General features: G+C 43.4%; 26 protein-coding genes and 1 pseudogene. 2 read left to right on the top strand and 25 right to left on the bottom strand.

Annotated features, from left to right (window positions below):
* Positions 1–181 precede the first annotated feature (181 nt).
* Entirely contained in the window at positions 182–400 is a 219-nt protein-coding gene (locus tag EDD74_RS06785; protein ID WP_004799061.1) for a cation transporter, read from the bottom strand.
* Positions 401–577: 177 nt separating this feature from the next.
* Between EDD74_RS06785 and EDD74_RS06790 the strand changes: the two genes are divergently transcribed.
* Together EDD74_RS06790 and EDD74_RS06795 are read left to right on the top strand one after the other, a co-directional pair.
* A complete protein-coding gene (locus tag EDD74_RS06790) occupies positions 578–952 on the top strand; it encodes an ArsR/SmtB family transcription factor (RefSeq protein WP_008976091.1) in 375 nt (124 codons plus the stop codon).
* 8 nt (positions 953–960) lie between these two features.
* Positions 961–1881, top strand: a complete 921-nt coding sequence (locus tag EDD74_RS06795; protein ID WP_016440291.1) for a helix-turn-helix transcriptional regulator — start codon at positions 961–963, stop codon at positions 1879–1881.
* Positions 1882–1949: 68 nt separating this feature from the next.
* Here the strand turns inward: EDD74_RS06795 and EDD74_RS06800 are convergent, their stop codons facing one another.
* From EDD74_RS06800 to EDD74_RS06915, 24 genes and pseudogenes are all read right to left on the bottom strand, one after another.
* On the bottom strand, positions 1950–2363 hold the full coding sequence (locus EDD74_RS06800; protein ID WP_009262685.1) for an EamA family transporter: 414 nt from the start codon (positions 2361–2363) through the stop codon (positions 1950–1952).
* A gap of 244 nt (positions 2364–2607) precedes the next feature.
* Entirely contained in the window at positions 2608–4707 is a 2100-nt protein-coding gene (locus EDD74_RS06805; protein ID WP_116441878.1) for an ABC transporter permease family protein, read from the bottom strand.
* Positions 4694–5452, bottom strand: coding sequence for an ABC transporter ATP-binding protein (locus EDD74_RS06810; RefSeq protein WP_008976096.1), 759 nt, complete (start codon positions 5450–5452; stop codon positions 4694–4696). Before EDD74_RS06810 ends, EDD74_RS06805 begins: the two co-directional genes overlap by 14 nt.
* Before the next feature lie 100 nt (positions 5453–5552).
* Entirely contained in the window at positions 5553–8078 is a 2526-nt protein-coding gene (locus EDD74_RS06815; protein ID WP_116441877.1) for an ABC transporter permease, read from the bottom strand.
* Positions 8065–8760, bottom strand: a complete 696-nt coding sequence (locus tag EDD74_RS06820; RefSeq protein ID WP_116441876.1) for an ABC transporter ATP-binding protein — start codon at positions 8758–8760, stop codon at positions 8065–8067. Before EDD74_RS06820 ends, EDD74_RS06815 begins: the two co-directional genes overlap by 14 nt.
* A 130-nt stretch (positions 8761–8890) precedes the next feature.
* A complete protein-coding gene (locus EDD74_RS06825; protein ID WP_009262691.1) occupies positions 8891–9814 on the bottom strand; it encodes a sensor histidine kinase in 924 nt (307 codons plus the stop codon).
* Positions 9811–10491, bottom strand: a complete 681-nt coding sequence (locus tag EDD74_RS06830) for a response regulator transcription factor (RefSeq protein WP_039930647.1) — start codon at positions 10489–10491, stop codon at positions 9811–9813. The genes EDD74_RS06825 and EDD74_RS06830 overlap by 4 nt, the downstream gene beginning before the upstream one ends.
* Before the next feature lie 98 nt (positions 10492–10589).
* A complete protein-coding gene (locus EDD74_RS06835; protein WP_242990147.1) occupies positions 10590–11087 on the bottom strand; it encodes a hypothetical protein in 498 nt (165 codons plus the stop codon).
* Positions 11088–11222: 135 nt separating this feature from the next.
* Entirely contained in the window at positions 11223–12305 is a 1083-nt protein-coding gene (locus EDD74_RS06840) for a sensor histidine kinase (RefSeq protein ID WP_116441875.1), read from the bottom strand.
* A complete protein-coding gene (vanR, locus tag EDD74_RS06845) occupies positions 12292–12987 on the bottom strand; it encodes a VanR-ABDEGLN family response regulator transcription factor (protein WP_116441874.1) in 696 nt (231 codons plus the stop codon). The genes EDD74_RS06840 and vanR overlap by 14 nt, the downstream gene beginning before the upstream one ends.
* Before the next feature lie 195 nt (positions 12988–13182).
* Positions 13183–13599 (bottom strand): YjdF family protein, encoded by a 417-nt coding sequence (locus EDD74_RS06850; protein WP_116441873.1) that lies wholly within the window; start codon positions 13597–13599, stop codon positions 13183–13185.
* 235 nt (positions 13600–13834) lie between these two features.
* Positions 13835–14169, bottom strand: a pseudogene (locus EDD74_RS06855) (DUF5037 domain-containing protein).
* Between the two features lie 9 nt (positions 14170–14178).
* Complete coding sequence (locus EDD74_RS06860) at positions 14179–16791, bottom strand: ABC transporter permease (protein ID WP_116441872.1); 2613 nt, start codon at positions 16789–16791, stop codon at positions 14179–14181.
* Entirely contained in the window at positions 16778–17461 is a 684-nt protein-coding gene (locus EDD74_RS06865; protein WP_116441871.1) for an ABC transporter ATP-binding protein, read from the bottom strand. Before EDD74_RS06865 ends, EDD74_RS06860 begins: the two co-directional genes overlap by 14 nt.
* Before the next feature lie 26 nt (positions 17462–17487).
* Entirely contained in the window at positions 17488–18516 is a 1029-nt protein-coding gene (locus tag EDD74_RS06870) for a sensor histidine kinase (RefSeq protein ID WP_242990145.1), read from the bottom strand.
* Positions 18506–19201 (bottom strand): response regulator transcription factor, encoded by a 696-nt coding sequence (locus EDD74_RS06875; protein WP_116441870.1) that lies wholly within the window; start codon positions 19199–19201, stop codon positions 18506–18508. Before EDD74_RS06875 ends, EDD74_RS06870 begins: the two co-directional genes overlap by 11 nt.
* 99 nt (positions 19202–19300) lie before the next feature.
* Positions 19301–19714: a hypothetical protein gene (locus tag EDD74_RS06880; RefSeq protein WP_132038441.1), complete on the bottom strand. Its 414-nt coding sequence runs from the start codon at positions 19712–19714 to the stop codon at positions 19301–19303.
* Positions 19689–20603, bottom strand: a complete 915-nt coding sequence (locus EDD74_RS06885; protein WP_116441868.1) for a phosphodiester glycosidase family protein — start codon at positions 20601–20603, stop codon at positions 19689–19691. The genes EDD74_RS06880 and EDD74_RS06885 overlap by 26 nt, the downstream gene beginning before the upstream one ends.
* Positions 20578–21651, bottom strand: a complete 1074-nt coding sequence (locus tag EDD74_RS06890) for a bifunctional glycosyltransferase family 2/GtrA family protein (RefSeq protein ID WP_116441867.1) — start codon at positions 21649–21651, stop codon at positions 20578–20580. Before EDD74_RS06890 ends, EDD74_RS06885 begins: the two co-directional genes overlap by 26 nt.
* Before the next feature lie 67 nt (positions 21652–21718).
* Complete coding sequence (locus EDD74_RS06895) at positions 21719–23356, bottom strand: carbohydrate-binding domain-containing protein (RefSeq protein ID WP_116441866.1); 1638 nt, start codon at positions 23354–23356, stop codon at positions 21719–21721.
* Positions 23357–23366: 10 nt separating this feature from the next.
* On the bottom strand, positions 23367–24062 hold the full coding sequence (locus EDD74_RS06900; protein WP_008976107.1) for a DUF4956 domain-containing protein: 696 nt from the start codon (positions 24060–24062) through the stop codon (positions 23367–23369).
* Complete coding sequence (locus EDD74_RS06905; protein WP_008976108.1) at positions 24055–24774, bottom strand: polyphosphate polymerase domain-containing protein; 720 nt, start codon at positions 24772–24774, stop codon at positions 24055–24057. The genes EDD74_RS06900 and EDD74_RS06905 overlap by 8 nt, the downstream gene beginning before the upstream one ends.
* A 182-nt stretch (positions 24775–24956) precedes the next feature.
* Positions 24957–26198 carry a sensor histidine kinase gene (locus EDD74_RS06910; RefSeq protein WP_116441865.1) on the bottom strand — a complete coding sequence of 414 codons (1242 nt, stop codon included), beginning with the start codon at positions 26196–26198 and terminating at the stop codon, positions 24957–24959.
* Positions 26195–26869 carry a response regulator transcription factor gene (locus tag EDD74_RS06915; protein ID WP_008976111.1) on the bottom strand — a complete coding sequence of 225 codons (675 nt, stop codon included), beginning with the start codon at positions 26867–26869 and terminating at the stop codon, positions 26195–26197. The genes EDD74_RS06910 and EDD74_RS06915 overlap by 4 nt, the downstream gene beginning before the upstream one ends.
* Positions 26870–26933: the final 64 nt, after the last annotated feature.

The following is a 26933-nucleotide window of genomic DNA, read 5'->3' on the forward strand; positions in this document are numbered from 1 at the left end:
CGTGCAAAGTCAGTAATCTTATTCTACACTGAGGTATTTTTTTCTCAACCTTCTTTCTTGGAATTCCTTATATTTGAATTATACAGGAAGCTCCTCATATTTATTTTATATATGTTTAATCATTCATATGATCTTTTTAAATTTGCACCCCTTTTGCTTTTACATCGGGGTGCATTTTTTTCTAAAGTTCAATCTCACAATCTGGCTCTACTTTTTTACAAGCCTTTAAGACATCATTCATAACTGCTTTTGGTTCTTTTCCATCTTCAAACTCCACAATCATTTTTTGTGTCATAAAGTTTACAGTTGCATTTGCTACTCCAGCTGTCTTTTTTGCTGCATCCTCCATAAGATTTGCACAGTTTGCACAGTCAACTTCGATTTTGTAAGTTTTTTTCATGATAAATATCTCCTTTCGTGATTGCTATTTAAACTTTCATTTAACAATTAAGCACTTGTTTAATCGTTGTAGCTATAGTATAATTCTGTTGTAGCCTAAAATCAATAGAGATACGTGATTACCTGCCAAACGGGCGAAACACATTTCTAAATAGAGCAAAAGAAAGGAAAATTGTCTATGTCTTATACGAAGTTACCACATAACCATCATAACGAAACAGATCATACTGCGTTATTAGAACAGCTTGATGATATCCAACACTTTCAAATCGTTTCAGAATTATTTAAACAATTAAGTGATCCTACACGTATTCGTTTATTTTGGCTTTTATGTCATTGTGAGGAATGTGTCTTAAATATATCTGCAATGATGAAAATGACAAGCCCTGCCATATCCCATCATCTTAGAGTACTGCGAAACAAAGGATTGATTTCTAGCAGGCGCATAGGAAAAGAGGTTTATTATAAATCATCAAACACAGAACAGAGTATACTGTTACATAAAATGATTGAAAAAATTTTAATGATTACATGCCCTGAACATAAGGAGTAAATAATATTATGAACAACGAAATCGTACCATTAGAAAAAAGTGATCAAGAATTTTCTCAGAAATATCATCTCGCTAGTTATGATTTATATGAAGGTATAAATCTTGCTTTTATGTCATTGACTGGCAGAAAACAAACTGATACACATGAGCCATTAAAACATATATTAGAAATCAATTACTGTCATAAGGGAAGAATTGGGTGGAAAATGGCCAATGGAAATAGCATTTATTTAGGTGAACACGATTTTTCACTGCACACAATGGAATATTGTTCTGCTTCTATAATAACTTTACCTAATGAATACTATGAAGGAATCAAAATTTATATTGATTTAAATATCCTTTCAGAAAAAACACCAGAACTGTTAAAAAATACTGGTATTACAGGAGAAAGTATACTTAATAAATTTTGTAAAGATGGAAATTTTTCAGTTTTCATTGGCAATGAAGAAACTGACGCTATCTTTTCAGCATTCTATCATCAGCCAAAAGAATTTCAACTTGCATACTGGCGAATAAAGGTGATAGAACTCTTACTATATCTAAGTAAATTATCTATTGATACAGAAAACAGATTATCTGAATATCAATCTGAACAAGTTGAAATTATTCGCAATATCCACAAATACCTTTTAGATAATCTGAGCCAGCGAATAACAATAGATGAAATGGCATGTAAGTATCTTATCAATCCTACTACATTAAAATCTGTCTTTAAAGATGTATATGGTACTTCTATTGCCTCACATATAAAAGAACACAGAATGAAATTTGCAGCCCGTTTGTTAATGGAAACACCAAAAAGTATAAAGGAAATTGCAAAAGAAGTAGGATATGAAAGCCAAAGCAAATTTTCTAAAGTTTTTAAAGAATATTACAAAGTTTTACCGACAGAGTATCGAATGTTTCACTCAAGCAAATTAAAATAGAATTGATTGGCTATATAACAGCTTTCAACCAGTGTTTTAATGAATACCTAATATTCTTTCATATTTAATTACAAAACCATCACTAATGTTCCAACACCAATTAAAATACACCCTATCAAAGATTTCATTGTAAATTTTTCGTGTAAGAAAATAAAGGCAAGTGCCAAGGTAATGACTACACTTAACTTATCAATTGGAACAACTTTTGAAGCTTCCCCCATCTGTAACGCTCTGTAATAGCATAACCAGGAAGCTCCCGTAGCCAATCCGGATAGAATCAAAAATACCCAGCTTTTTCGACTGATTTCTGATAATCCGCTTTGTGTATGAGTCAAAAATACCATTCCCCACGCCATCATTACCACTACAACAGTTCTTATAGCCGTGGCAAGATTAGAATTTACTCCATCAATACCAATCTTAGCCAGTATCGAGGTCAATGATGCAAATATTGCTGATAGTAGTGCAAATATAAACCACATAAATTTCATCTCCGTTTCACGCTTACAGATTTGCGGCTTCTTTATCAAAAATTATACCATACACAAAATAAACCGTCACTGTTTTTTGTACCTTTTTCATATATTGTAACAACAGATTCTGACAGTGTCTTATCCTTCTCCTGACAAGAAAAATCCGGTCAGGGATCTGCCGCCACATACCGCAGATACATCCTCGACCGGATTTTTTTCTTCCTTATTGTAATTGTATATAGGTTTAACAGCTTTATAATTTTAATATTTCTCTTAGCTTTTTCAGTGACATCCGGTAAACAATCAGCTGATAAATACAGATTATAACTGCAAATCCTACTGTACATCCAAATGACATCCACTCCGTACTCTGGATTCTTTTATCATTTCCGATATAGATGATCATCAGAAATGATAGGATCAGAAACAGTCCGATTGCCGTCGGAAGCACAAAGATTTTCCGGAGCTGGTTCTTGATACAGCGCATGATATAAGTATTTTTCGCACCAAGTTTTCTCAAATCGTCAAACATTTTCTGATTCTGCACACCGATCGTAACGCTTCGTGTATAAGCGATGATCCCGATTGCTGCCAGGCAGATGCAGGAGACGTAGAGAAAGGTCAAGATCATAATTCCGCTCTCGTGAAGATAAGTTTTCATCTGGATCGGTTGAATCTCCGGATTGAATTTCCAGTCATGGTATAAATATGGATCTTCTGGATCCATCGGCTCTGTCATCCGATAGTGATAAGGTTCTCCGGCAGCTTCTGCCCGATCCTCTTCAGCTTCGTTATATGCATTCAACACTGCCATATCTTTGCCTGCACGTCTGACATACTCTTTCCGAAGTTCGATTGCAAAATCATACACATTTTCACTCTCTTCCACATCAAAGAAAATCTGTTTCATCTGGCGCTGTTCTGTCATCTGTGCCGTGATCGTCTGGAAGTCGCTGTCATTTAAAATATAGCGGTGTACATTTGCACGGTAAAACATGCGGTCTTCCACTGTTTTGGCAAATTTCAGATTCAGCTGTGCTCCGGTTTCCTGATTTGTCACAAGATCCATATCGGTATATTTCTCCCAGAAGTTTTCTGTCTGCTCCGGCAGGATAATCTGTGCAAATGTTCCTGGCTCTACCTCCACTTTTGTCCCGGTATACTGCTCATAGACAGATGCACTGATAAATTCTCCATAGGCATATGTCTCATAATAATCTTCGATCAGCTTCCCATCATCTGTCCAGTCTCTCTCGACCCCGGATGTCTGAAGTTCTGCAAAAAGAACTTCCTGATAATCTGTGATCGTCACTCCATATTCGTCTGCCATCACCTCGATGTCTTCCTTCTGGATCTCCTGCTCTGTCTGTCGGTAAATCAGATTAAAATCTACCGGCGTATCTGCCATTGTGCGAAACATCACAAGCTTGTCTGGGATATAGGAGCCTGCGTAGAGTGCTGCACCGGTCAGAAAAGCAAGGATACACATATTCCGGACGGTCTGTCTTCCCTGAAATTTCATCATACTGTTGGAAATCAGGTTATGATAATATTTCTGCGGCTGCTTCCCTCGCTTGTGATAGACGATAAAAAATACAAACAGCATATAGATTCCGACTGCCGCTACGAGATAGACTGCATTCCAGATAGCCGGCATCTGAAATTTCAATAAATTGGCGGTAAGCTGTGGCCCCGCATATCCAAAAAGCAGACCCACCACAAGAAAGATTCCGCCTGCAATTCCATAGCCTTTCTTTACAAGCTGAAGCGGTTCATTTTTCTTCTCTTCATTTAAAATATCCATCAAATTTGTCCGCCTCATATAGCGCGCTGCCATAAAAAATAAGATGAGCACTGTCACCGCCGCAAAGAAAAGACTGATACCAAGTCCCGCAGCCGAAAACATCCTCCGCTCCAGAATATCCGTCAGAAACGTGTGAAGCAAGATCCACAAAATCCCGACTGCAGCCACTACTCCAAGTACAATCCCGGATATGATTCCCTTTCCCAGAGACAGGCAAAGTTCTTTGTACAGTTCTTTTTTGAGCCGTTTCTTCGACATCCCAAGTGCTAGAAACACTCCGGTCTCACGGCTTTTTGTCCGGAAAAATAACCCAGCCGCATAAATATTAAAGATCAGACATCCAAGGACTGCCAGTGCAAAGATCATCATGATCATCTTCAGCGAATCTCCGCCCTCCGGAAATCCTGCCTGTACCACTGGACTGTACAACACACAGACAAAGGATGTCACAAGAAAAATCGAAAAAAAGGTACAAAATAGTAACTGCTTATAATTTTTCTTGTTATATCTGCGAAGTTTCAGGAAAATACTGCTGCTACTCATCTTCATCGCCATCACCACCATTAATGATTTTTAATTCTGTCAGAAGTTCATCTAAAAATGTTCTCCGATCCCCGGTTCGGATCAACTCTTTATAGATTTTTCCATCTTTCATGACAATGACACGGTCACAATAGCTTGCCGAAAAGCTGTCATGCGTGACCATGAATATAGTTGCATCCAGATTTCTCTGCGCTGCAAGAAATGCTTCAATGACTGCCTCACTAGATCTGCTGTCCAGATTTCCGGTCGGTTCGTCCGCAAGGATCAGAAGCGGGTCGTTCATCAATGCTCTTGCCACCGCAGTACGCTGTTTCTGCCCACCGGAAATTTCTGCCGGATATTTGTCTGCAATCTCCCAGATGCCAAACATCTTTAACAGCTTTTTCGCCTTCTTTTCCATCTTTTCGTACGGCGCATCTTCGATCACCTGCGGGATGCATACATTTTCAAAAACTGTCAGTCCGTCTAACAGCATGAAATCCTGAAAGACAAATCCAAGTTCCTGATTACGGATTTCTGCCATTTTTTCTTCTTTTAACTGCGCCAGTTTTTTGCCATTTAACAATACCTTTCCTTTTTCGTATGGGATAAAGCAGGAAATACAATTTAATAATGTTGTCTTTCCGCTTCCCGACGGCCCCATGACCGCGACAAACTCTCCTTTATGAATCGTAAAATCGACACCTTTTAACACTTCGTAAGTATCTTTTCCAACCACATACGATTTATGTAAATTTTGAACCTCCAGCATGTGCTCTCTCCTCCTCTTTCTTTTTCTAAGAACATCTTATCAAAAGAAAGTTACCACACAGGTACTGAAATGTTACAATCTTGAAACATTGTTGAGAGTTTTACTCTACAGATACGCGGATCCGCTCTACCAGACTTCCACTCTTTTCGATTTTCTGATAGGTCCATACCGGAACTACAATACACACTACGAATAAAATTAGTGTTGCTCCCAGGAAAGGAAGCGCCGGGAACCAGAATTTGGCACCCATATAGTTCATCGTCTGATAGATTGCATAAGTAATTCCAATTCCAACAGTTAACGTCAAGAACAACACCCCGCCTGTATAGAAAATACCTTCCCACACAAGCATTTTCTTCACCTGCCGTTCGGTCATTCCCACACTTTCCATGATCGAGATTTCTTTCTGGCGGCTCTGCATATTTCCGACAGAAGTATTGATATAGTTCATGACTCCTATAATTCCAAGTATCAGAACGATTCCGAATCCGATTTCCATCATGTGCCCCTGTGCCGCTTTTACATTTTCTGCCTGCTCGATTTTAGAATCCCATGAAAAATCAGTTTTATTGGGGCTTTCTTCTATATTGGAAAGAATTGCATCCTCAGTCTCTTTATGATATTCTTCCGCATAACGGATCCCCACTCTGAAAACGATCGGTTTTTCTGTAAATGCTTTGACTGCATCATCGATGACAATCATCGTAGGTGGAAATCCAAGAAGCGATACATAATCCCCGACGTCTGTCATACCTGCGATTTCAAATGTCCGGGTATTTTCCGAATGTACATATTCCTCACAGGAAATCTGCTTCCCGCGCAGCTCCTTTTCATCTAGTCCGAACAATCCATGTCTATATAAAATACAAGTCTTGCCGCTCAAAAATGCCTCCTCATCCACCGGCTGTTCCATTTCTGCATTCAGCGCCCGGAAATCTTCCTCCGTAATCCCTACCAGAGAAGATCCAAAATTTTCTGGATGCTGCTGATATTCTTCGATATCGTCCTCATAAGGAATATTCATCCATGTTTCATAAAACTCCCGCATCCAGACATCTGTTACCTCTTTTTCCCATGGAACGATTGTAGGAACTGTGATAGTTGGAAGTACTTCTTCCACTCCATCTGTTTGACGGATCTCATTTAAGAGTTCTTCATTTAAGATCGGATGCACTCCCTGAATCTGTTCTTCTCCTTCTGCGGCACGATTCAAAACCATGTTGTTGATCGTATCATTTTTCAAGACCATATCCAGTCCCATGTAATTATAGGAATACTCTCGCGCCGACTGTGTGTGCAGCAATGTGATCAGACAGAGAAATACAGAAAGGCTGGCAGCAAGTGACAGCATAGTCACCATCGTCTTTTTCTTATTCCGTGTCAGCTGTTCCAATGCCATGCGAACAATCAGACTTCCTTTTCGTGTTTTGTGCCTCTTTCTCACACTGGAGACTACACGGTACTCAAGCGCTTCGACCGGTGAGCTTCCCACTGCAATTTTCGTCGGTTTTCTTCCTGCATACCAGACAGTGCATCCAGTCAGCAACACGGTCAATAAAACGATGATCGGATGAAAGGTTACCTGCACCGCTCCCATTTCCTTTGCAGATACGAATGTCTTTACCACGACCGGAATCAGAAAGAAAGAAGTCCCTGCTCCGATCAGAATCCCTGCAAGCATTCCGATGCCACCAATCCATAAAAGCTGTTTCTGCATCAACTGCCGGATCTGACGCCCGGTCATCCCAATTGTCTGTAAAAGCCCGTAATACCGGATATTGCCCGCCACAGACAAATACATAATATTGTAAATCAACAGATAGGCACTCAACACTGTAACAAGTGCGATCCCTGACAGTCCCAGAAAGATTTCGGTTGCATTTCCATACTCATACACATAAAATAGCCGCTGTGATTTTTTAAGTTTCATACTGTCAATAAAAGCCTGCTGCGCTTCATCCGACATCCATTTTTTACAAAAGGAAATATGACAACGGCCATAATATACCGCATCCAGCTTCTGCTTGTCACAAAAGGCTTTTGACATATAAAAATTGTCTGTATCGCCGTATCCATCCCAAATACCGGAAATTCGAAAGGTTTCCACTTCCCTTTTCTCATTGATCTCATACACAAATGTAATTTCATCTCCGATTTTCTTGTCTGAAAACCCACACTTTTTCAGAGCATCTTCTGTCACCATCACCTCGTTTTCTTCAACTGGATAATGACCTTTCACAAATTTTCTGGCAGGTGCCATCATTTTCTTCCAGTAAGTATCATCTGCATACAGCAAACCGACTCCCGGTGTCTTGTCCGCCTCCGTTTCTGCGACTACACCTGACACCATTACAACACCATAATGCTCTACAGTTGGATTTTCTTCTAAAATCTCTTTCTGTTCTTCTGAAATTCCATACATGATCGCGTCAAACTCAGCCCCGTTCAAACGGATATTCTGTTGTCTCTGCATTTTTAAATAGGTAGCTCCCACGGTAAAAACACTAAATAGCAAAAATGAAGACAACATGATTGCCAGAACCATAGATAAGCTGCGTCTTCGATTGCTTTTCAAATTGTTCTTTGCCAGCCGTTTCACAACAGCCTGATTGTTATTCTTCAGCATAGAACTCACTTCCTTTCACAATCTTTCCATCCTCAATCCGCACAATTCGGTCCGCCATCTGCGCAATGTCATTGTCATGGGTGATCAAAACGATCGTCTGCCGAAACTGCTTTGCGACAATTTTCAGTAAGCCCAGCACATCATGACCAGTGGCTGTGTCCAGATTGCCGGTCGGTTCATCAGCAAGGATCAGCGTCGGCTTACTTACTAATGCCCTCGCAATCGCCACCCGCTGCTGCTGCCCGCCAGAGAGCGTACTCGGAAGTGCTTCCCGCCTTTCCTCCAACTGAAGCAGTTCCATGATTTCTTGTACAAACTCCTGATCCACACGCTTCCCATCCAGTTCGATTGGAAGTATAATATTTTCATATACGTTCAGATCCTGTACCAGATTATAACTCTGAAATACAAATCCTATTTTTCGGCGGCGGAATATCGCAAGCTGTTCTTTCGTAAGTCCTGCCAGATTTTTACCTCCTACAATCACACTCCCACTTGTAGGCACGTCCAGCCCTCCGATCATATGCAGCAATGTGCTTTTCCCGCTTCCGGATTTCCCGATAATTGCTACAAATTCTTCTGCCTTCACCCGAAAATCCACTCCATCCAAAGCCTTTACCGTATTCGTTCCCTGTTGATAATATTTTTTCAGATTTCTTGTTTCCACAATATAATTTTCCATCTACTTTCCTCCTCGTCTAAGTACTTCATATGTATCTTTCCGAATGTATCTTTTCGAACACATCTTTATCTTAGCAAAGAAAAATCACAATCCTGTCACAATCTAACATTGTCACAAAATTGTGATTTTTTCAATTTGGAAGATAGAGGCAAAATTCTGACCCTTTTCCGATTTCAGAGTGTACTTCGATATATCCATTCTGCAATTCCAGTATCCTGCGTGTCAGATATAAGCCAATTCCCACGCCGTTCTGCACATGAACTTCCGGTTCCCGATAAAATCTCGTAAAAATTTCTGCCTGCCGTTCCAATCGGATGCCTTTTCCATTGTCCTTGACACTGATTTTCGTAAAGATTTCCTGACGAATTACCGTGACGCAAATTTTTCCCCCGGCACTTGTATACTTCACCGCATTATCCAGTACATTAAAAATCGCTTCTTCCGTCCATTTTTTATCGTAGTCCAACATCATATTTTCTTCACATTCCACATACAGCTCAATTTCTTTTTGTGCCGCTGCGGGAACAATCTGACTGACCGCCGCCGTCAATGTCTGATAAAGATTTTCGCGCTCTTTCTGTATCTGAATAATTCCAGTTTCCAGCCTTGACATTTTTACCATACTCTGCAAAAGGAATTCCAGTTTCCCAGTCTGCTCCTCCAGACAGTTTAAAAACTCCTTCCCCTTTTCAGACAATGCTTCTTCCTGCAAAAATTCCTGATACAATTTCATATTTGCCAGCGGTGTTTTAGTCTGATGAGAAATATCTGAAATCAGCGCCTTCATCTGCCTTTTTTCCAGTAAGGCATCCGCTTCTTTCCGGTTCCATACTCGATACAGCTGCCAAAATTTCTCACCGCATTTTCCCCACAGCGTATCTTCTGTCACCTCAGTCGTTTCTTTCCACTCTTTTCCCGACAATATCTGCTCAATCGCCTCTTCCACCTGATCTGCGAACAAATCCACTTCTTGTTTCATCTTCATGGATTTCCTGACGGCGCCTGCTGCCACAAAGGCAGAAGCAAACACAACAAGATCTCCAATCCCCATCATCCAATCCATTGATAGCCCATCCCATACACATTTGAAATATATTTGTGCTCGTGATTCTCCAGCTTCCGCCGAAGACGGTTGACATTTACCGCCAGCGTATGCTTATCGACAAACTGCCCGTCACAGTCCCACAACTGCTCGAGCAGAATCTCATACGTCAATAGCCTTCCCTGATTTTCTGCCAATACTTTTAACAGCCGAAACTCCGTAGGTGTTATTGCACATGCTTTCTGATCCACCATAACTTTTGCCCGCTCCCAATCGATCTTCAGATATCCGTCATCATACCCTCCCGGCTGTTCCGGCTGCGTTCGCTTAAAGATCCGCTCAATCTTCCGCAGCAACACTTTCATAGAAAAAGGCTTTGTGATATAATCCTCTGCTCCCAGATCATATCCTTTCAGCACGTCCTCTTCCAAATCTCTTGCCGTAAGAAAAAGAACCGGAATGTCCTGCTGTGCTTTCACCCACTGACAAAAAGTAAATCCCTCTCCATCGGGCAGATTGACATCTTGGATCACAAGCTGCAGTTTTTCTTTCCCGGTGAATGACTGATATTTTTCCTTCGCCTCTTGTATGGAAAATGCCGTGCTTGTGTGATAGTCCTGCTTCTTCAGTGCATAGCATAATGCTTCATTCAATTCTCTGTCATCCTCTACTACAAGTATGTTCTGCATGGTTTCTTTAGCTCCTCCCGCAATGGATGTATGCAATAGACATCTGTCCTTGCTTTTTTGTATTATAGCATTGTTCTTTTTCCGCTACAATCCTATTTTTATTTGGCATAATTCACACGAATACACTCCGCAAAGCCTGACGGATCGCCTGCTTTTGCTTTATCTATATTTTCCCTCAGATAATTCCGGGTGGCGTCATCGCACCTGTCTTCTCCCATATATGCCATATCAAATGCCTTTTCCAGTTCCTTTAATGCCCGCTCTGCACGTTCTGGCTCTGTTGTGTAAGTATCCAGCCACTCCTGCATCCACAAATATTCCCACAGATTGCAGGCTCTCGTTTCTCCGTATCCCTCCTGAAAAGATGCTTCACTGTCCTCTCCTTCCAACCTTTCCGGGAGGACTGTTCCTTCGGGAAAATCCAGACTTTTCAATGTATCCAGATATTCTTCCTCTATATGGGTAAAATCTGTAAAGCTTCTTGACCCTTTATTCTGTTCCGCGTTCGAACATCCTGCAAATGCAAAGCAGAGAGATACGATCATTCCTGTTACGAAAACCTTACTACTTTTGAATTGTTTAAAAAATCTCCTCATAATCTTTCCTACCTTTCTCCGTAAATTCAAAGACTCTTATCTTGACACCATCATTGTATCAAAATAAGAGTCTCTATATCTTCGTTTCTTTCTATGATATTCCTCATTTTTTCTACTGAAATTCTTACGATTTTCCTACGAAGCAGGAAGGGTAATCCGAAATCGGATGTTTTCATCCTTACTTTGTGCCGTGATTGTTCCTCCATGAAGTTCCACTATCTGTTTTGCGATAGCAAGTCCTAATCCGGAACCGCTGTTTGTTCCTCTGGAAGAATCCAAACGATAAAACTGCTCAAATAGGTGTTCCAATATCTCAGAAGGAATCGTATTTCCCCGATTTTCAAAGCAAAGCTCTATACTTTCTTCTTTCACATCCACCCGCACCGTAATCTCAGTATCGCTATAGCTGTAAATCACTGCATTCCGCAAAATATTTTCAAATACTCTTTGCACTTTATTTGCATCACATCTCAGCATCACATCACCCGGAGCTGTCAGATTACACTGCAGGTTTTTCTCTTTCAGCATAGGCTGAAATTCATAAATCAACTGTTCCAGCAAACGCGTCAGATTAATCCGGCTGTATTGTAACGTAATATTGGACCGGTTAAATCTTGTAATTTCAAAAAACTCATCGATCAGATTTTCTAACTGCTCTGCTTTCTCAAGGGAAATCGATAAATATTTCTCACGCATTTCTTCTGATATTTGTTTTTCCTCACGCAGCAAGATTAAATATCCAATGACTGACGAAAGAGGTGTTTTCAAGTCATGTGCCAGATACATGACCAGGTCACTTTTCTTTTGCTCACTTTCCTTTGCCAGACGTGCATTTTTTTCGGATTCCTGCTTCAGATGATTGATCTTCACTGCGATGTCACCAAATTCCGAAGATAATTCAATATAGCTGATATTATGGTCAAATAACTTCTCAGCAGCATCCTGCAATTCATCCACATAACCATCCACTTTTTTTAATAGTCTATAGGTAAGCTGCACAATATAAATTCCCCATATGATAATGGCTGCCATCCATACATAAAGCGAGCGGTATACCATGTACCAGTTCTCAACATATGTCTCAAGAATCCAGAAAATCAAATTTACCAAAATCAGCGCAGAACCAAAAATAACACCCGTTCCTATCATACATGAAAGAATGTAACTTTTAAAAAGTGCCGATGACAAATGATGCTTCAACTTCCTATTCAATTTCATACCCCACACCCCAGACTGTTTTAATAAATTTTGGATTTTTTGCCGGTTCCCTCAACTTTTCCCTCAATCGTCCCACATGTGCCATCACTGTATTGTTATTGTTCAGATACTTTTCTTTCCATACCGCTTCAAATAATTCCTCTGAGGGAACAACCTTTCCCTGGTGTTCGCATAAATACCATAAAATAGAAAATTCAATCGGAGTCAGTGAAAGTTCCTTCCCATATAAAGAACATTTATGCTTTGTTCTGTTAATCACCAACCCTCTGATATCATACTCATCTTTTTCCTCTTTTCCATTTCCCATCAGATTGTATTTTTGATAACGTCTCAAATGCGTTTTTACTCTTGCAACAACCTCTAGAGGGTTAAACGGCTTTACCATGTAATCATCTGCCCCAACAGTCAGTCCCAAAATCTTATCACTGTCAGCAACTCTGGCGGTCAGCATGATAATCGGAAAGTAATATTTCTCTCTAATCTTTCTGCACAACTGCATTCCGTCAATATCCGGCAACATAATATCCAATACCGCCAAATGTATCTCTGTTTCTTCTATCTCCTGAAAAGCCTCTGTCCCATTATAAAACTTATAAACCGTATATCCTTCATTTTTCAGACAGACTTCCAGTAAATCCGCAATTTCTTTCTCGTCATCCACAATCAAAATATTTTCGCCCATGCCCGAATCCTCTCCATATAAGTCCCATTACCTAATTCTCACTTAGCTTTATTATACCTTGATTATGAAGCAACTACAAGCCTGCTGTTCATCCCAGGCCCGTTCCTGCTTGAGTATCCCACTACTAGGGCGGATTAGGAACTTTCACCAACTAGCGGCGTGCGCCGCAAGGCGCACCAAAAAAACATCAGGGGCTTAACGCCCCCGATGTTTTTCTTTTTTCTTCTGTTGTTTCAATTCAAACAACCGCTTTTCCTCCGCTAGTTTTTCTTCTCTACTTTTAATTTTACGTTGCTTTTTATATTGTTCGCGCTGTAGATTTAGAGCCTGCTGAGATTTTGTTCCAATCCCCTTGGCAGACATTTGCTTATGAATTTCTTTCTGACGTTTCTTCGAATTTTTAACTTGTTCTTTCACAACAGTTTCTATTGCCGTACTAAAACGTAAACTGTTATAGTATTGTAAAACAAACTCATAAATCTCATAGTCCTTCGGCTCTGCTCCAAATGTTACTTTGGAAACTGAAAGCTTACCACTTTCAATTCGTTCAAAAACTCCCACCCAAAATGGTTCTTCAAAAAACACTGTCAGTTTGCCTATACTTGTACTCATGACAATCCCTCCTTAGTAATTGCTATGAGCAAAGAATGGACAACCCGGAGGGGCAGGTTACTTACCCTGATAAACAGGACGGCCGGGCTACCTACCGGCTCTGGCATATATCGCTATATGCGTTGCGTTTTTATCTTTGCTTTTTATATTGTAATTCTAATTATAAAGAAATCATTCCACTCTGTAAATACCTGTCGCTTTTATTTTCCATCATAGTATTCATTCAGTGTTTCGCTTACTGATATTTTTCTTGTTCTTGCCCTTGCTTTGCAGTCTTGAATATCTCTAAGCTACCATCAAACTTATCTGAACCATATCGCATGATTGTTCCAAAGTTTGGTTTATCTCCTCTTATTTCAGATAAATTGCTTCCGCCGTTTCCAATGCGGATTTTTCTAATATTTCTTCTGCTTTTTCAAAACTCTCATGGTCTAAGTAATAGACAAAAAGCAATGCCTCGCCACTAATTTTTTCACGAAAGACTTCTTCATACATTTGGTATTCTTCTTCGTCTGCCTTTCCTGTCATTGTAGAAGTATTAATTCTTTTTAAGAAGAAAAGATTTCCCATACTGCTATCTTACATTTCTGTTTGCCGGATTCGCTCTACCACACTTTTTTTCTCACTGTGAAAGAAGCAGAACACTGCAAGCAGCACCGCCGCCACAATCCCGGCTAAGATCAGAAACGGCAGAGGGAACAATGTAAATCGGTACGTCATCACCCATCCGGTCGAAAACAGTTCCCTCTGGATACTCCTCTTTAAGATCGTCAGACTGTACAGACAGCCCACTGCCACGGCAATCACGGACGATACAAGAACATAGCAGAGACATTCCCACAAGATCATCTGGAATATCTTCTTTCCCGACATCCCCATGCTCTGGAAGATAGCAAATTCCTTCGTTCTCGCCAATGTCATTGTCGCCTGCGTGTTGATATACCCGGAAATTCCCAGAAGAAACAATAAGCATCCCGCTGCCAGCTCCGGGAACACAGAACGGATACATTCCTCCCGAAAGCTTTGCTTTAAAGCATAGGAAGATTCCTCCGCAATCGGCGCCCCGACACGCTTCTCATAAGATTTCAGCAAAGTCTCCGCCTCTTTTTCTTTCCGATCCTCCACATTGAAATACAGTTTTCGGATACTTGTCTCCGGATACAGTTCCCGGAAATCTGTTCCCGGAATGACAATCTCCGGCACAAACATATGATAGGAACCACCCTGCGTCATCCGGTCCGGCAGATAGACCGTCGCCATGATCTCAAATGTCCGGCCGTCAATTTCCACCAGTTCCCCTGGACTGTAATTTGGCTGCTCCTTCGAGGGAATATCGCTGCCGACTGCAAGCGCATATCCGCCCTGGGCAAACTGCTCCAGATCCCATGTTCCATCTAAGATCCAGTCCATTTCTTTCAACATCGGAAAAACAGCCTGATCGATCCCCCATATCCGTATCGTGCACCGCCCGCTGTCTGTCGCCTTCTCATATTCCTGCAGCCACTGCGTATATGGCTCCATATAGTGGAAAATTTCTTCTCCCTCTCCTGCAAAAAAGGACCGGATCTGTTCTCGTACGGATTCCGGAAGCACATGTGGAATCTCTTTAGAAGAAACAGCGCCGTATTCCTCCAGCCCATAAAGCGCCAGGATTTCCTGTTTCATCTTCCCGTCAATCTTGTTTTCTCTTTCATTATAGATGCCGCCTGCGTTCCCACACAGAGAAGCCTCCTTCACAACAAAATCAGAAATAGCCGTTTCCCGCAAATATTTTTCTGCATCAAAAGAATGATATTTTGTGGCAGCCATCAAGATCAGAAACATTCCTCCTGCAAGCGCCGCACAGACCTTCCATGTCCATTTCCGGTTCTTCCAGAATGACTCCGCCGCAAGGAAGAACGGTAAATTTCTTCCGCTCTTTCCCATCTTCGTGAGAAATAACCGTCTCCGGTTTCTATTTCTTTCCTTTCGGATCCGGGCGATCCTTTTCTCTTTTCGCTCTGTCTGTTTCTTTCGATATTTCCCTGACGGCATGACCCACCAGATTGCATGAAGTGCTTCCATCGGGGAACAATTTTCAATGACGTCCGCCGCTCTTTCGCTGCACCTGCGCACGACAAGAAACAGGAAAGCAGTCTGGAGCAGGAGCTGCCAGACATGGATGTGGAGCTGTTCCAGAGATACACTCCATCCGGTATGTGTCAGAACAATCCTTCCGCCAAAAAGAGCAAATAAAATTCCCGGGACCGCACCTGCCGCACATAAGATCATCCCGCTTCCGGTCCACACCTGCCGGATCTGTGTCGGAGACATTCCAAGTGTCTTCAATCTCCCATAATATTCCAGATCTGTCACCGCCGCAATCCGGAATATACTGCGAAAGACAAGGTATGCTGCCAGATAGAGAAACAGTATCAGGATCAGCACTCTCTGATTTTCCATCAAATTTCGCAGCTGCATGCCGATCCGCTCCACATCGTTGATTTCTGCCTCTGCCCCCTTCAGCCCGCAGGCAGAAATCAGTTCCTCTGTTTTTCCCGCAAGACCGAACGGCAGTGCAAACCGTACCTGCACCTGGAACGTATCCCCCGGAAATTTCTGCGCAAATTTCGCGGATACCCACAGATCCCCGTTTTTTCCGTCTGCATCTTCCATTTCCAGATAACCGGACACGACAAAGGTTGACACCGTCTCCTTTCCTTCCCGCTCCCAGGCAATCTCGACAGTCTCTCCTGCTTTTTTCTCCACTCCAAGTGCATCCAGTGTCGTTTCATCGAGAACGATCTCCGTTTCTTCCTCCGGCAGTTTTCCGTGCAGTACTCCCCTTCTGTTCTGCTCAAGAAAGACGGAATCCGGGCAGATCAGCTTCGGAAGGCGGTAGGTCAGCTCCGGATTTTTCACTTCGCCGATCACATTTGCCGCCCCGGCCTTTCTGACCTGCGGCTGCGCCTGGATCCTTTCCTTTTGTTCCTGTGTGACTCCCTGTAACAGCAGATGTGCATCTGTTCCCTGCCATTCCAACAGTATCGAGTGCAGATAGTCAACTTCAGCGGCAACGCCCATTCCCAATAGCGTGATCACAAACATACAGCAGAAAATGAGAAATACCAGTATGGTATTTCTCACTTTTCGAAACCGGATCGTGCGGAAAATAATCTGTCTGACTGCCTGTCCGTTGTTATTTTCCAGCATGATGGCCCTCCACGATCTTCCCGTCTTCCAGGCGGACAATCTGATCCGCCATCTGCGCCAGCTCTTCGTTGTGCGTGATCATCACCACCGTCTGTCCGTATTTCTTACTCATCATCCGAAGGAGCGCCATGACATCTCTGCCCGCGATCGTGTCCAGATTTCCGGTCGGCTCGTCCGCCAGCACGACCGGAGGCTTTGCGATCAATGCCCGCGCGATCGCCGCTCGCTGCTGCTGTCCGCCGGACAATTCCCCCGGAAAGGCTTCCATCAGATCTTCCAGACGCAAAAAAGAGACGATAGACCGAAGAAGCTCCTTGTCCGGCTTTCTTCCGTCCAGCGTCAACGGGAATACAATATTTTCATAAATGTTTAACATCGGCGCCAGATTGTAATTCTGGAAAATAAATCCCACCTTCCTCCTCCGGAAAACACTCTTCTCCTCTTCATCGAGATTGTCTAGCAGGACCTCCCCGATCTGCACACGGCCTTCTGTCGGCTCATCCAGCCCGCCGAGCAGGTGTAACAGCGTAGATTTTCCGCTGCCCGAAACACCCATCACCGCCAGAAAGCAGCCGCGCTCTACTTCCAGGTCAATTCCGTCCAGCGCTTTGATCAAATGTGATCCTCTCTGATAGTATTTCTTCAGATTGTTTGCCCTCAGCTGTATCATTGTTTCCTCCCTCTTCTTCCTCTGTTTTATCCGTGCGGATCCGGCTCATTCAGGAGATATACAGAAAACGTCGTCCCTTCTCCCACAACCGAAGCCACGCTGATATATCCTTTCTCCAGCTCGATGATTTCCTTTGCGAGATGCAGTCCCAGACCGATTCCATCTTCCCCTTCCGCCTCCGGCTCCCGGTAGAACCGTTTAAAAACGTGATTCAGATGACCTGCCGCGATGCCTCTTCCGGTATCAGCAATATCGATCTTTGTATAGAACTGTCCCTGGCCTGCGTCAATTTTGACTCTTCCTCCCGGACCGGTATATTTGACTGCATTGTCAAGCAGATTAAAAATTGCCTCCACCATCCATCTTCTGTCATGGATCAGCTCCACCGAATCCGAACAGGACACTGTGACTGTGATTTCTTTTTTGAGTGCCTTTGGCATCACCTCACTTACCGCTTCCGCAAGTGTGTCAAGCAATGGTTGCCGCTTCCGGTGCAGTGAGACAAGCCCGGTCTCCAGGCGGGACATCTTCGTCATTGCCTCCATGAGGAAATGGAGTTTCTCTGTCTGCTCTTCCATCATCGTCAGAAACTGTTGCCTTTTCTCCTCGGGGATATTTTTCCGTCCCAGGATTTCCGCAAACATCCTGATATTTGCCGCCGGTGTCCTGGCCTGGTGGGCAATGTCCGACACCATACTCTGGACCGTCTCTTTTTCCTTCCGGCTTGTCTCTCTCGTATGAAGCATGATCTCATGGTACTGTTTCATCCGGTCCTGAATCTTTACGGTCAGCGTATCGTGATATTCCGGAAAACGAATCTCCTCTTTCTCAGCAATCATATCGTCCAGCGTATCTAACACCTGCTCCGCCTGTTCTACAAGCAGTTTTCTCAGAGATACCAGTTCCAGCAGGCAGACGGCCACTGCCGCACACACAATGGCAGCTGCGCCGAGTGCGAACAGTTCTTTCTGCAGCGGCAGAACTGTAAGAAGAGCGATTCCTCCTATTCCGATCAGGAACACAAGCGCCATCGTTTTATAGATCTTATGCTTCATGCGCTTTCCTCCGCACAAAAAGATAGCCCATTCCGTAGATCGTCTGAATATATTTGTGGGACGCATCCTCAATCTTTTTTCTCAACCTTGTCATATTGACGGTCAGCGTATGCTCATCAATAAAGTTTTGATCACAATCGTAGAGCCGTTCCAGGAGCACGCGCCTGGTCAGGACCGTTCCCTCATTTTCCATAAAGAGCTTTAACATCCGGTACTCATTCGGTGTCAGAACCAATGTTTCCATCCCTCTGATGGCAGTCATCCGGTCAAAGTCGATTTTGAGATAACCATCGTCATACCGGTCTGACTCCTTCTTCTCCTCTTGTCCACCGCGTTTCAATATCACGGCAATCTTTCTTCTGAGCACCGCCGGGGAAAACGGCTTTGTGACATAATCATCTGCACCGAGATCATATCCTCCCAGCAGATCTTCCTCTTCGTTCCTCCCGGTCAGAAACATGACCGGAACGGAATACCGCTCTCTGATCTCCCGGTAGAAGGTAAATCCGTCCCCGTCCGGCAGATCTACATCCAGTATCAACAGGTCGAATTTTGATGTTTCCAATAGTTGCCCCGCCTTCTTCAGCGAGTGTGCCGTGATCGTCAGATAATCTTCTTCCTCCAGTTCAAAGCAAAGTCCGGCAGAAAGCGCGATGTCATCTTCTACAAGCAGTATTCTCTTCATATTCCTCTCCTCGCTCTTGTTCTTTCTCTGTCTTTCTTATGCACTTTTGAGATTATTTTACTAAATTTTTCAGCTTTTTACAACAGCTGTTTTCGGCTTTTATGCTTGTTTTGATTCTCGCTTTCCTTTCCGTTTTTGCTCCAGCACATAGCCGGCCGCTCCACAGAATACAAGTGCGCTTCCCACAATCCAGTAAACAACGGTAAGTCCATTTGTCGTTCCATAGATTTCCAGCGCCCCCGTAAAAAAGCTTCCAGTGGTCAGCGCCGCTATTCCTTCATGATACCGCCTGAGGCTTTTTCTTTCCGGAACTTCCCTATGAAAGAATTGGAGAAGAAAAAAAGGAATCACACCGCCTGCCAGCGGAAATGCAAACGCATAGATCATATAATAGGAAAATACTCCGTGACTGAATGTTTCATAGACGGCGCCAAGCAGGACGCAGGCTGCCGTGACAGCCAGATAACCGAAAATAGTGTTCTGCAGTCTAGTATCCGATGTAGACAATATCACTCACACTCCTCTCCCGAATGCTTTTTCCGTCTGTGGTCGGCTGATTAATGATCTCTCCGTTAAAGTAAAGTGTAGAAGATCCGCCGCCATCCAGATTATATGCCGTCGTCACTCCCAGTCCTTTCATAAATTCTGCCATCTCCAGAAGCGAAAGCCCTTCGCTCTCCTCTGTCCTTCCATCTGAGACGACAAAGACATAGTGGAGTTCATCTATGATTCCGATCGCTGTGCGCGGATTGCTCGCCATCGCTTTTCCGACCTCATCTTCTTCCGTTACCGCGACCTCGCCGTCAGCAACGAGCGCCGGTCCAAATGACAACACCTCTTTTGCATTGTTTGCCAGAAGCTCCTCCGCTGTCACATCTTCCTCCGAAATAATCCCAAACGTTCCATTTTCATAGATAACCAGATCCTGCTGTCCTTCCCTTACCGTATCCCGGTACAGCACGCCGTTCCGGATCACATAGCCGGACTCCTGTGCCCCATAATAGTCCCCGTTGATCGCAAGAATCGCTCCTGCACTTTCTGCAATCTCCGATGTCTTCTCTGTCACATTCCGCCCGTACACATTTTGTGCCAGCGCAGTCTGCAGATATTCCGGCGAAGAAAGTATGACATCCGCCACATAGATAGAAGTGTCATATTCCCGCATGTGTGATATGGCAACCTCTATATTTTCATCTTTGTAGGTGCTGTCGGATACTGTCGCCTCCGCACTGCTTTCTTCTGTTTCTGCTATTTTGCTGTCGGTCTCTGTGCTGGTCTGCTTTTCCACAGTTGCATAAACTTTTTTCAACACAAACGTATCCAGTCCCAGATAAATGGTAAACGAAGTCAGGAACACGGCATAGATCAATTCCCACCTATGCTTTTTTAAAAACCGTTCCATGCGCATCCTCCCTTCTTCGGAAAATGAAATGACTCTGTACAAACCAGCTCACAATGAATAAGATCAACTCCGCACAGATTTTTCCCACATATTGATTCATCCCAAGCCGTCTCACAAAAATTTCTAAAAGAGCAGTGTTCGCCACAAGGATCAGAACGACAAGCAGCAGATATTTTCCCGATGACTGCACCACCTTTTCATTGCTTTGGAAGACAATGTTCCGGTTTGCTGTATAATTTACCCCTGCGCTGACAATTCTTGCTGTAACATTGGAAATGATTCTGGCACTGTCCGGCAGCATACCGGCTGTCAGACAGAGCATCCCACTGTAAATCCCGTAGTCTATGAGAAAACTGCCGAAAGAAACTGCTGAAAATTTCAATATTTCTTTGTAAATACGTACGGAGTCTTTGATCGTGTCAAAATGAGAGGTCCGGTTTTCATCTATATAGACTGTCTCAATCTCCACCTCCCGCACCGGAATCTTCTCACGCGCACATTGGAGCAGCACATTCATCTCATATTCGTAACGCTCCCCCTCAACCTGCGCAAATCTGTGTGCAGTTTTTCTGTCAAATGCCCGCAGCCCTGTCTGCGTATCGTACACCTTCATCCCCGTTGCAAGCCGGTAGACGATGCGGGTCACCGTATTCCCAAACCGGCTTCTGAGCGGGATATCCCCTTTCATTTTCCTGCTTCCCAGGATGAGCTGTCCCGGATTTTCCATTCCCGCTGCGCACACTTTCTTCACGTCATCCGGTTTGTGCTGCCCATCCGCATCGACCGTCACTATGACATAATCTGACGATACGCTGTTCTGAATATAGTTGAATCCGGTCTTTAATGCCCGCCCTTTTCCTCTGTTTTTGTCATGTCTTAACACTGTCGCCTCTTCCTCGAGCTTTCGGAACAGCCCCTGCTTTTCCCTGGAACTCCCATCATCCACAACGACAACTTCCAATCCCTTTTCTCTGATCTTTCGGACCAGTTCCAGCAGACCCGCCTCCGGCTGATAGGCAGGTATCAATGCAATTTTTCTGCTGTTCATACAATTATCACCTCTTCTTTCTGCTTTCTATTTTCTGATGTCCTCCTCTCCTCAAAAGCCCTCCTGCTTACATACTGTCTCCTGTATCTGAAGAACTTCCTTGATTTTCTCCTGCTTCTCCCGGACCTCCCTGCTTATTTTCTCCGTTTCGGTCAGGAGGTGTCCCCTGCTTATTTCCTTCGTCCATATCAGGAGGCGTTCCTTTCATTTCTCTCTGCTCCGGATTCCCCGGTCCGCCCTGCATCTGACCGCTTCCATAGATCAGAGTATCCAGCGTGATTTCTTCACTGTATGTCCCTGCCGATACCGTGTAAGTACTGTCTTTTGTAAGTTCCGGACAGCTGATCAGCACAGATGTGTATACTTTATCCGGTTCCCACTGCATAAGTTCTGTTCCATCACTGTCCTGAAGAGAAACAACACTGCCTGCCTCCTGTGATCCGACTGATACCAGCACTGTGCCCTGTGTGGAGGAACTTCCAAAATTTTGCGCCATACCGGAAGAACCTGCCGCAACAAAGGTTCCTCCGCTGATGACCGCTTCTCCATTATAGTCTAATGCACCGTTTCCATCATTGACCGGACCGGATATATAAGTTTCTCCGCCTGACACGGTCAGATCTCCATTAGAATCAATCCCGTCTCCTTCGGAATTGACATGTATCACGCCGCCGGAAATATGAATGTAAGCTCCTTCTGTTGCCGCAAACTGATCTCCACCTGTGCCTTCAAAACCGCTGCTGTCATTTCCGCCTGCCGCATTCAGTCCATCGTCTGATGCAGTTACAGAGATATTTCCACCTGTAATATCGATGCTCAACCCTTCAATCCCTTCGTAACTTTGGGCAATCTCTATTTCCCCGCCTAGAATCGTTGTAGAAGAATCTGCATGGATTCCGTCGTCCTGTGCCGTGATTTTAAAACTGCCGTCCGCCAGATAGACAAATCCAAGGCTGCTGTCATCTGTATTTGACGCATGGATGCCGTCTTTCCCTGACGTGATCGTAAAAGTTCCACTTAGGATCCGCACACTGTCCTTCCCGGAAAGTCCATGAGATGCCGCTGTAATGTCATAAGTACCACTTGTAAGTACAAGGTCATCTTTTGACACAACTCCATGTCCTGCCTCCGCCTTGATCTTCAATGTTCCGGCGCCGTTTAATGTCAGGTCATCTTTTGAAAAAATGACCGCATCGATATTATTATCATCAATCGCCGTGTAAGTTCCTCCATTAGTCAATATGTTGTCTGATCCGGATGCCGTCGTGAGAAATACTTTATCTGCTGAACGGACATAAATTGCCGCTGACTGTGCACTTGTAATCTCTACACCATTTAAAACAATCTGAATCTTATCGGTGTCCTCGGCATCTACGATAATCATTCCATTCGATAGTGTTCCCGACAAAATGTAAGTTCCTTCCTCTGTAATCGTGACTGTATTTTCTGAAATCTGCACCGCATCTGAATCACAGAGTGTGCCGTTATCCGCAAGCGTGATCAATGCACTATCTTCCTCATCGTAACCGATCTCCTTATCTCGGTCTGTAAACATTTCTGAAATATCTTTCACTGTCTGTTCCTCAGAATTGGTGGCAGTATCACTTTGGTTTTCAGAGGATGCCTCTGCATTTTTCAAAGTACATCCCGGCACTAGAAGCATTCCTGCAAACAGCCATAATAATATGATTCTTCTTTTTTTCATTGCGCACCTCCTATAATTCTCCGATAATCGTCTCCTGCTTTGATACCGTAATCTCCAAATTGCCATTTCTGCATCGCAGCTTGTCGATCATCTCCTTTTCCTGATCCCTACTTCTCAGTGTCAAATTGTAAGTTAAGCGGAACAAGCTCCCCATATTTGTCGTCTTTACTTGAACAAGTTCACATTCTGTCGTATATTTCTGCAAAATCTTATCAAACACTCCGGAATAATCAAGATCTTCCGGAATCGTGATGTGCATTGTCTTATACCGATCCTGTTTTTTTCCTGCTCCAAAGTCCAGTCGATGGTAAAGAAGACTCACTCCTCCAAGAAGCACCGCTACAAGAAATGCATACCCAAGATAGCCCATCCCCGCGACAAGCCCAGTTCCCATAGCCAGAAAGATTGCTCCGATTTCTTTTGCGGAGCCTGCAGCCGACCGGAACCGCACAAGACTAAATGCCCCTGCGACCGCTACCCCAGTTCCTACATTTCCATTTACCATCATGATCACAACACAGACAACGGCCGGAAGTATGGCCAGTGTTGCCACAAAGCTTTTTGTATACCGTGTCCCACACATATACGCAACTGCCAGGATCAAACCGATTACAAGAGAACATCCTACACAGAGCAGAAAGTCTTGCACAGCAATCACATTTGTCATATCCGTATCAAAAATCCCGCGAAACATCTGATTAAGCATAGCGCACACCTCCCTTTGCATTCTTGTTCATCATCTGCATATACGCAGAGCCATATTTAGAGAAGGATGTCTTAAACAAATGATTACTGCTCAACGTTCGGCTCATCCAAAGAGGAATGCCCCCGGATGTCTTGATTTCCAACAGTGTCTGCCCATTTTCCAATAGTGGCTTCCCATAAATTTCACTTCCCAGAGAAACATCATCCTCCCGGTAAAGTATATTTTCATCAAATGTCACCCGGAAATCACTGCCATCCAGAGAATAATATGCCTCTCTCTCATAAGTCAGAAAGACTACTGGAACTAACTGCCCATAATAGTGCCGGAAATACTTGATTTCTTCTCCAATCTGTGACTTAACCGGAAGATCTCTCCTGCGCTCAAAGCTCTCCCTGACTATCTTCTCCGGAAGTGTAAGCCTTCGTTTATAGACAATTCCGTCATATTTCTTTTTCAATTCTACAAAGACTTCATCTTCCGGATCTGCGGTCTCATAACTCCGCACTCTTAGTTTTTCCTTATATGCCGGCTTTTCCAGAGAACGGCGGATCAATCGGAATGTATCTGTATCAAAATAAATATTCCGGATGGTTGTTCTTCCATAGTGATCTATCTGCATATATGGATCCATTGCTTTTAACACTTTCTCCTTTTCCTGCCTTGTGAGCAGATATTTCAGCTCATACCGCTTAAAAGTTGTCTGATATGTCATAAATTTTTCTCCTTTTCCTTGTGATGGATCAACTATAGCAGACGAACCTTAAATCTACTTAAAAAACAGAACACCTCCATTAGCAACTGGCCAGATATGTATGATTCACTGTATCAAAAAGCCGCCTCAGTGCTTCTGCACCAAGACGGCATGCCATCTACATTTATGAAATTTAGCAAAACTCAGATTGGAAATGTAACTGTGATCCAAAGTGATCTTCCATCCTCTGTAAATGCACTGATCTTTCCCCTATGTGCGGATACTGTAGCTGCTGCAATGGAAAGTCCCAGTCCATATCCCCCTGTTTCCGAATTGCGTGACTGATCTGTTCTGTAAAAGCGGTCAAACAGATGTTCCAGTTGTTCTTTTCCTATTTGATCTGTCGTGTTATAGACCGACAGACAAATTTTGCTTTTTTGCTTTTTCAGCCGTAGAAAAATATTTCCTCCTTCCTCAGAATATTTAACTGCGTTGTCCAACAGGATACTAAAAAGTCTTTCAATCGCTTTCTCCTCCCCTTTCATCTGAAGGGACGGTTCGATTTCCCCTTCCAGATATTTCTTCTGAAGCTTTGCAGGGGCCTGAAAAGCAGCAAGTGCCTGTTCTGCCATATCGGAAATTTGGATTTCTGTCACAAATTCTTTTTTCTCTTCTTCCATACGTGCAAGAAGAATCAGGTCATTGGTCAAAGCTGCCATCCTCTCCGTCTGCATCTGAATATCCCGAAGCCATTCACTTTCTCCATGATCCATCTCTAGCACTTCAGCATCTGCCTGTATGATCGCAAGCGGAGTTTTCAATTCATGCCCTGCATCGGTAATAAACCTTTTCTGTTTTTCATAAGTCTCTGAAAAAGGTTTCACTATGCGTGCCGACAAAAAGATAAGTAAAATCAGTACTGCCGCAAGTCCCAACACAGAAACTCCAACCGCTGTCACGACAAAATTTCGAAAAGTAGACAAATTTCTTCTGCAATCCAGAAAAACAATTCTTCTTTGCTCCCCACTTTGAAATACTTTGTAGCGGTAGTCCTCGACAAACCCACTCAGAGTTCCGCTCTCCCACACCGCCATTCCATATTTCATCGCAGTACTGCTGTCGATCATGGCAATCTTTCCAGTATCAGATGCAAGCACTTCTCCCTTTTGGTCTAGAAGAACCGAAAAATATCTCGACTCATATGGAAGCTCTGGAGACAGAAAAGGATCATTATCCACCGGGGCTTCTTTCTTTTTTTTCTCTGCAAAGAGATCTGTCTGAGGAAACCTTCCTTCATTTTCTCCGAGTACTTCCAACACTCGATCAGCATCTTCCACAATTTTTTTATAGTTTATCCCACCGATTACACCCTCGATGCAGAGCAGTACAGCAAGAAGTGACAACATCGATGCTGCAATCAATTTCATCCGCAGTTTCCCGATCATTTCAGTTCCTCCAAAGAGTATCCTGCATTTCTCGTCGCCCGGATCTGAATATCTGCATCGAGGGAACTAAGTTTTTTCCTCAAATTGGAAAGATATACCCAGACAACATTGAGTTCCGCCTCACTGTCATATCCCCAAATTTTCTCAAAGAATCGCTCGGAGGAAATTAAATGTCCTGGGTTACTCATAAGAAATTCCATCATCTGATACTCTTTATTCGCAAGCCTGATACTTCCTTTTGGTGTGGTCAATTCAAATGTCGCTCGATCCAGTGTTACATTTCCCGCTTTCAGCTGTGAATCTTCCGATTCCATTTGTACTCTTGTCATTGCCCGCAGCCGTGCCAACAACTCTTTTGCGTGAAAGGGTTTTGTCAGATAATCATTCGCTCCCGCATCAAGTCCCTCTACCTTATCATCAACTTCTCCTTTTGCTGTCAACAGCAAAACCGGAATCTTACTTCCTTTTTTTCGAATCTCCTTTAAAACAGTCAATCCATCCTTTTTCGGCATCATAATATCAAGAATAATCCCATCATAATTACCGGCTGCCATATATTCCAGAGCCGCTTCCCCGTCATAGACTGCATCTACCGAATAATTGCTTCTCTCCAAAATCGCCTTCAGCGCCTTTGCCAGTGCCTTTTCATCTTCTGCAAGTAATAACCGCAATGTCTGTTCCCTCCTTTGATTTCTGTCATGTTCTAAATTCTAACTTAACAAAAACCGCCGGAAA

It is taken from the genome of Faecalimonas umbilicata (genome assembly GCF_004346095.1).
Taxonomy (GTDB): Bacteria; Bacillota; Clostridia; order Lachnospirales; family Lachnospiraceae; genus Faecalimonas; species Faecalimonas umbilicata.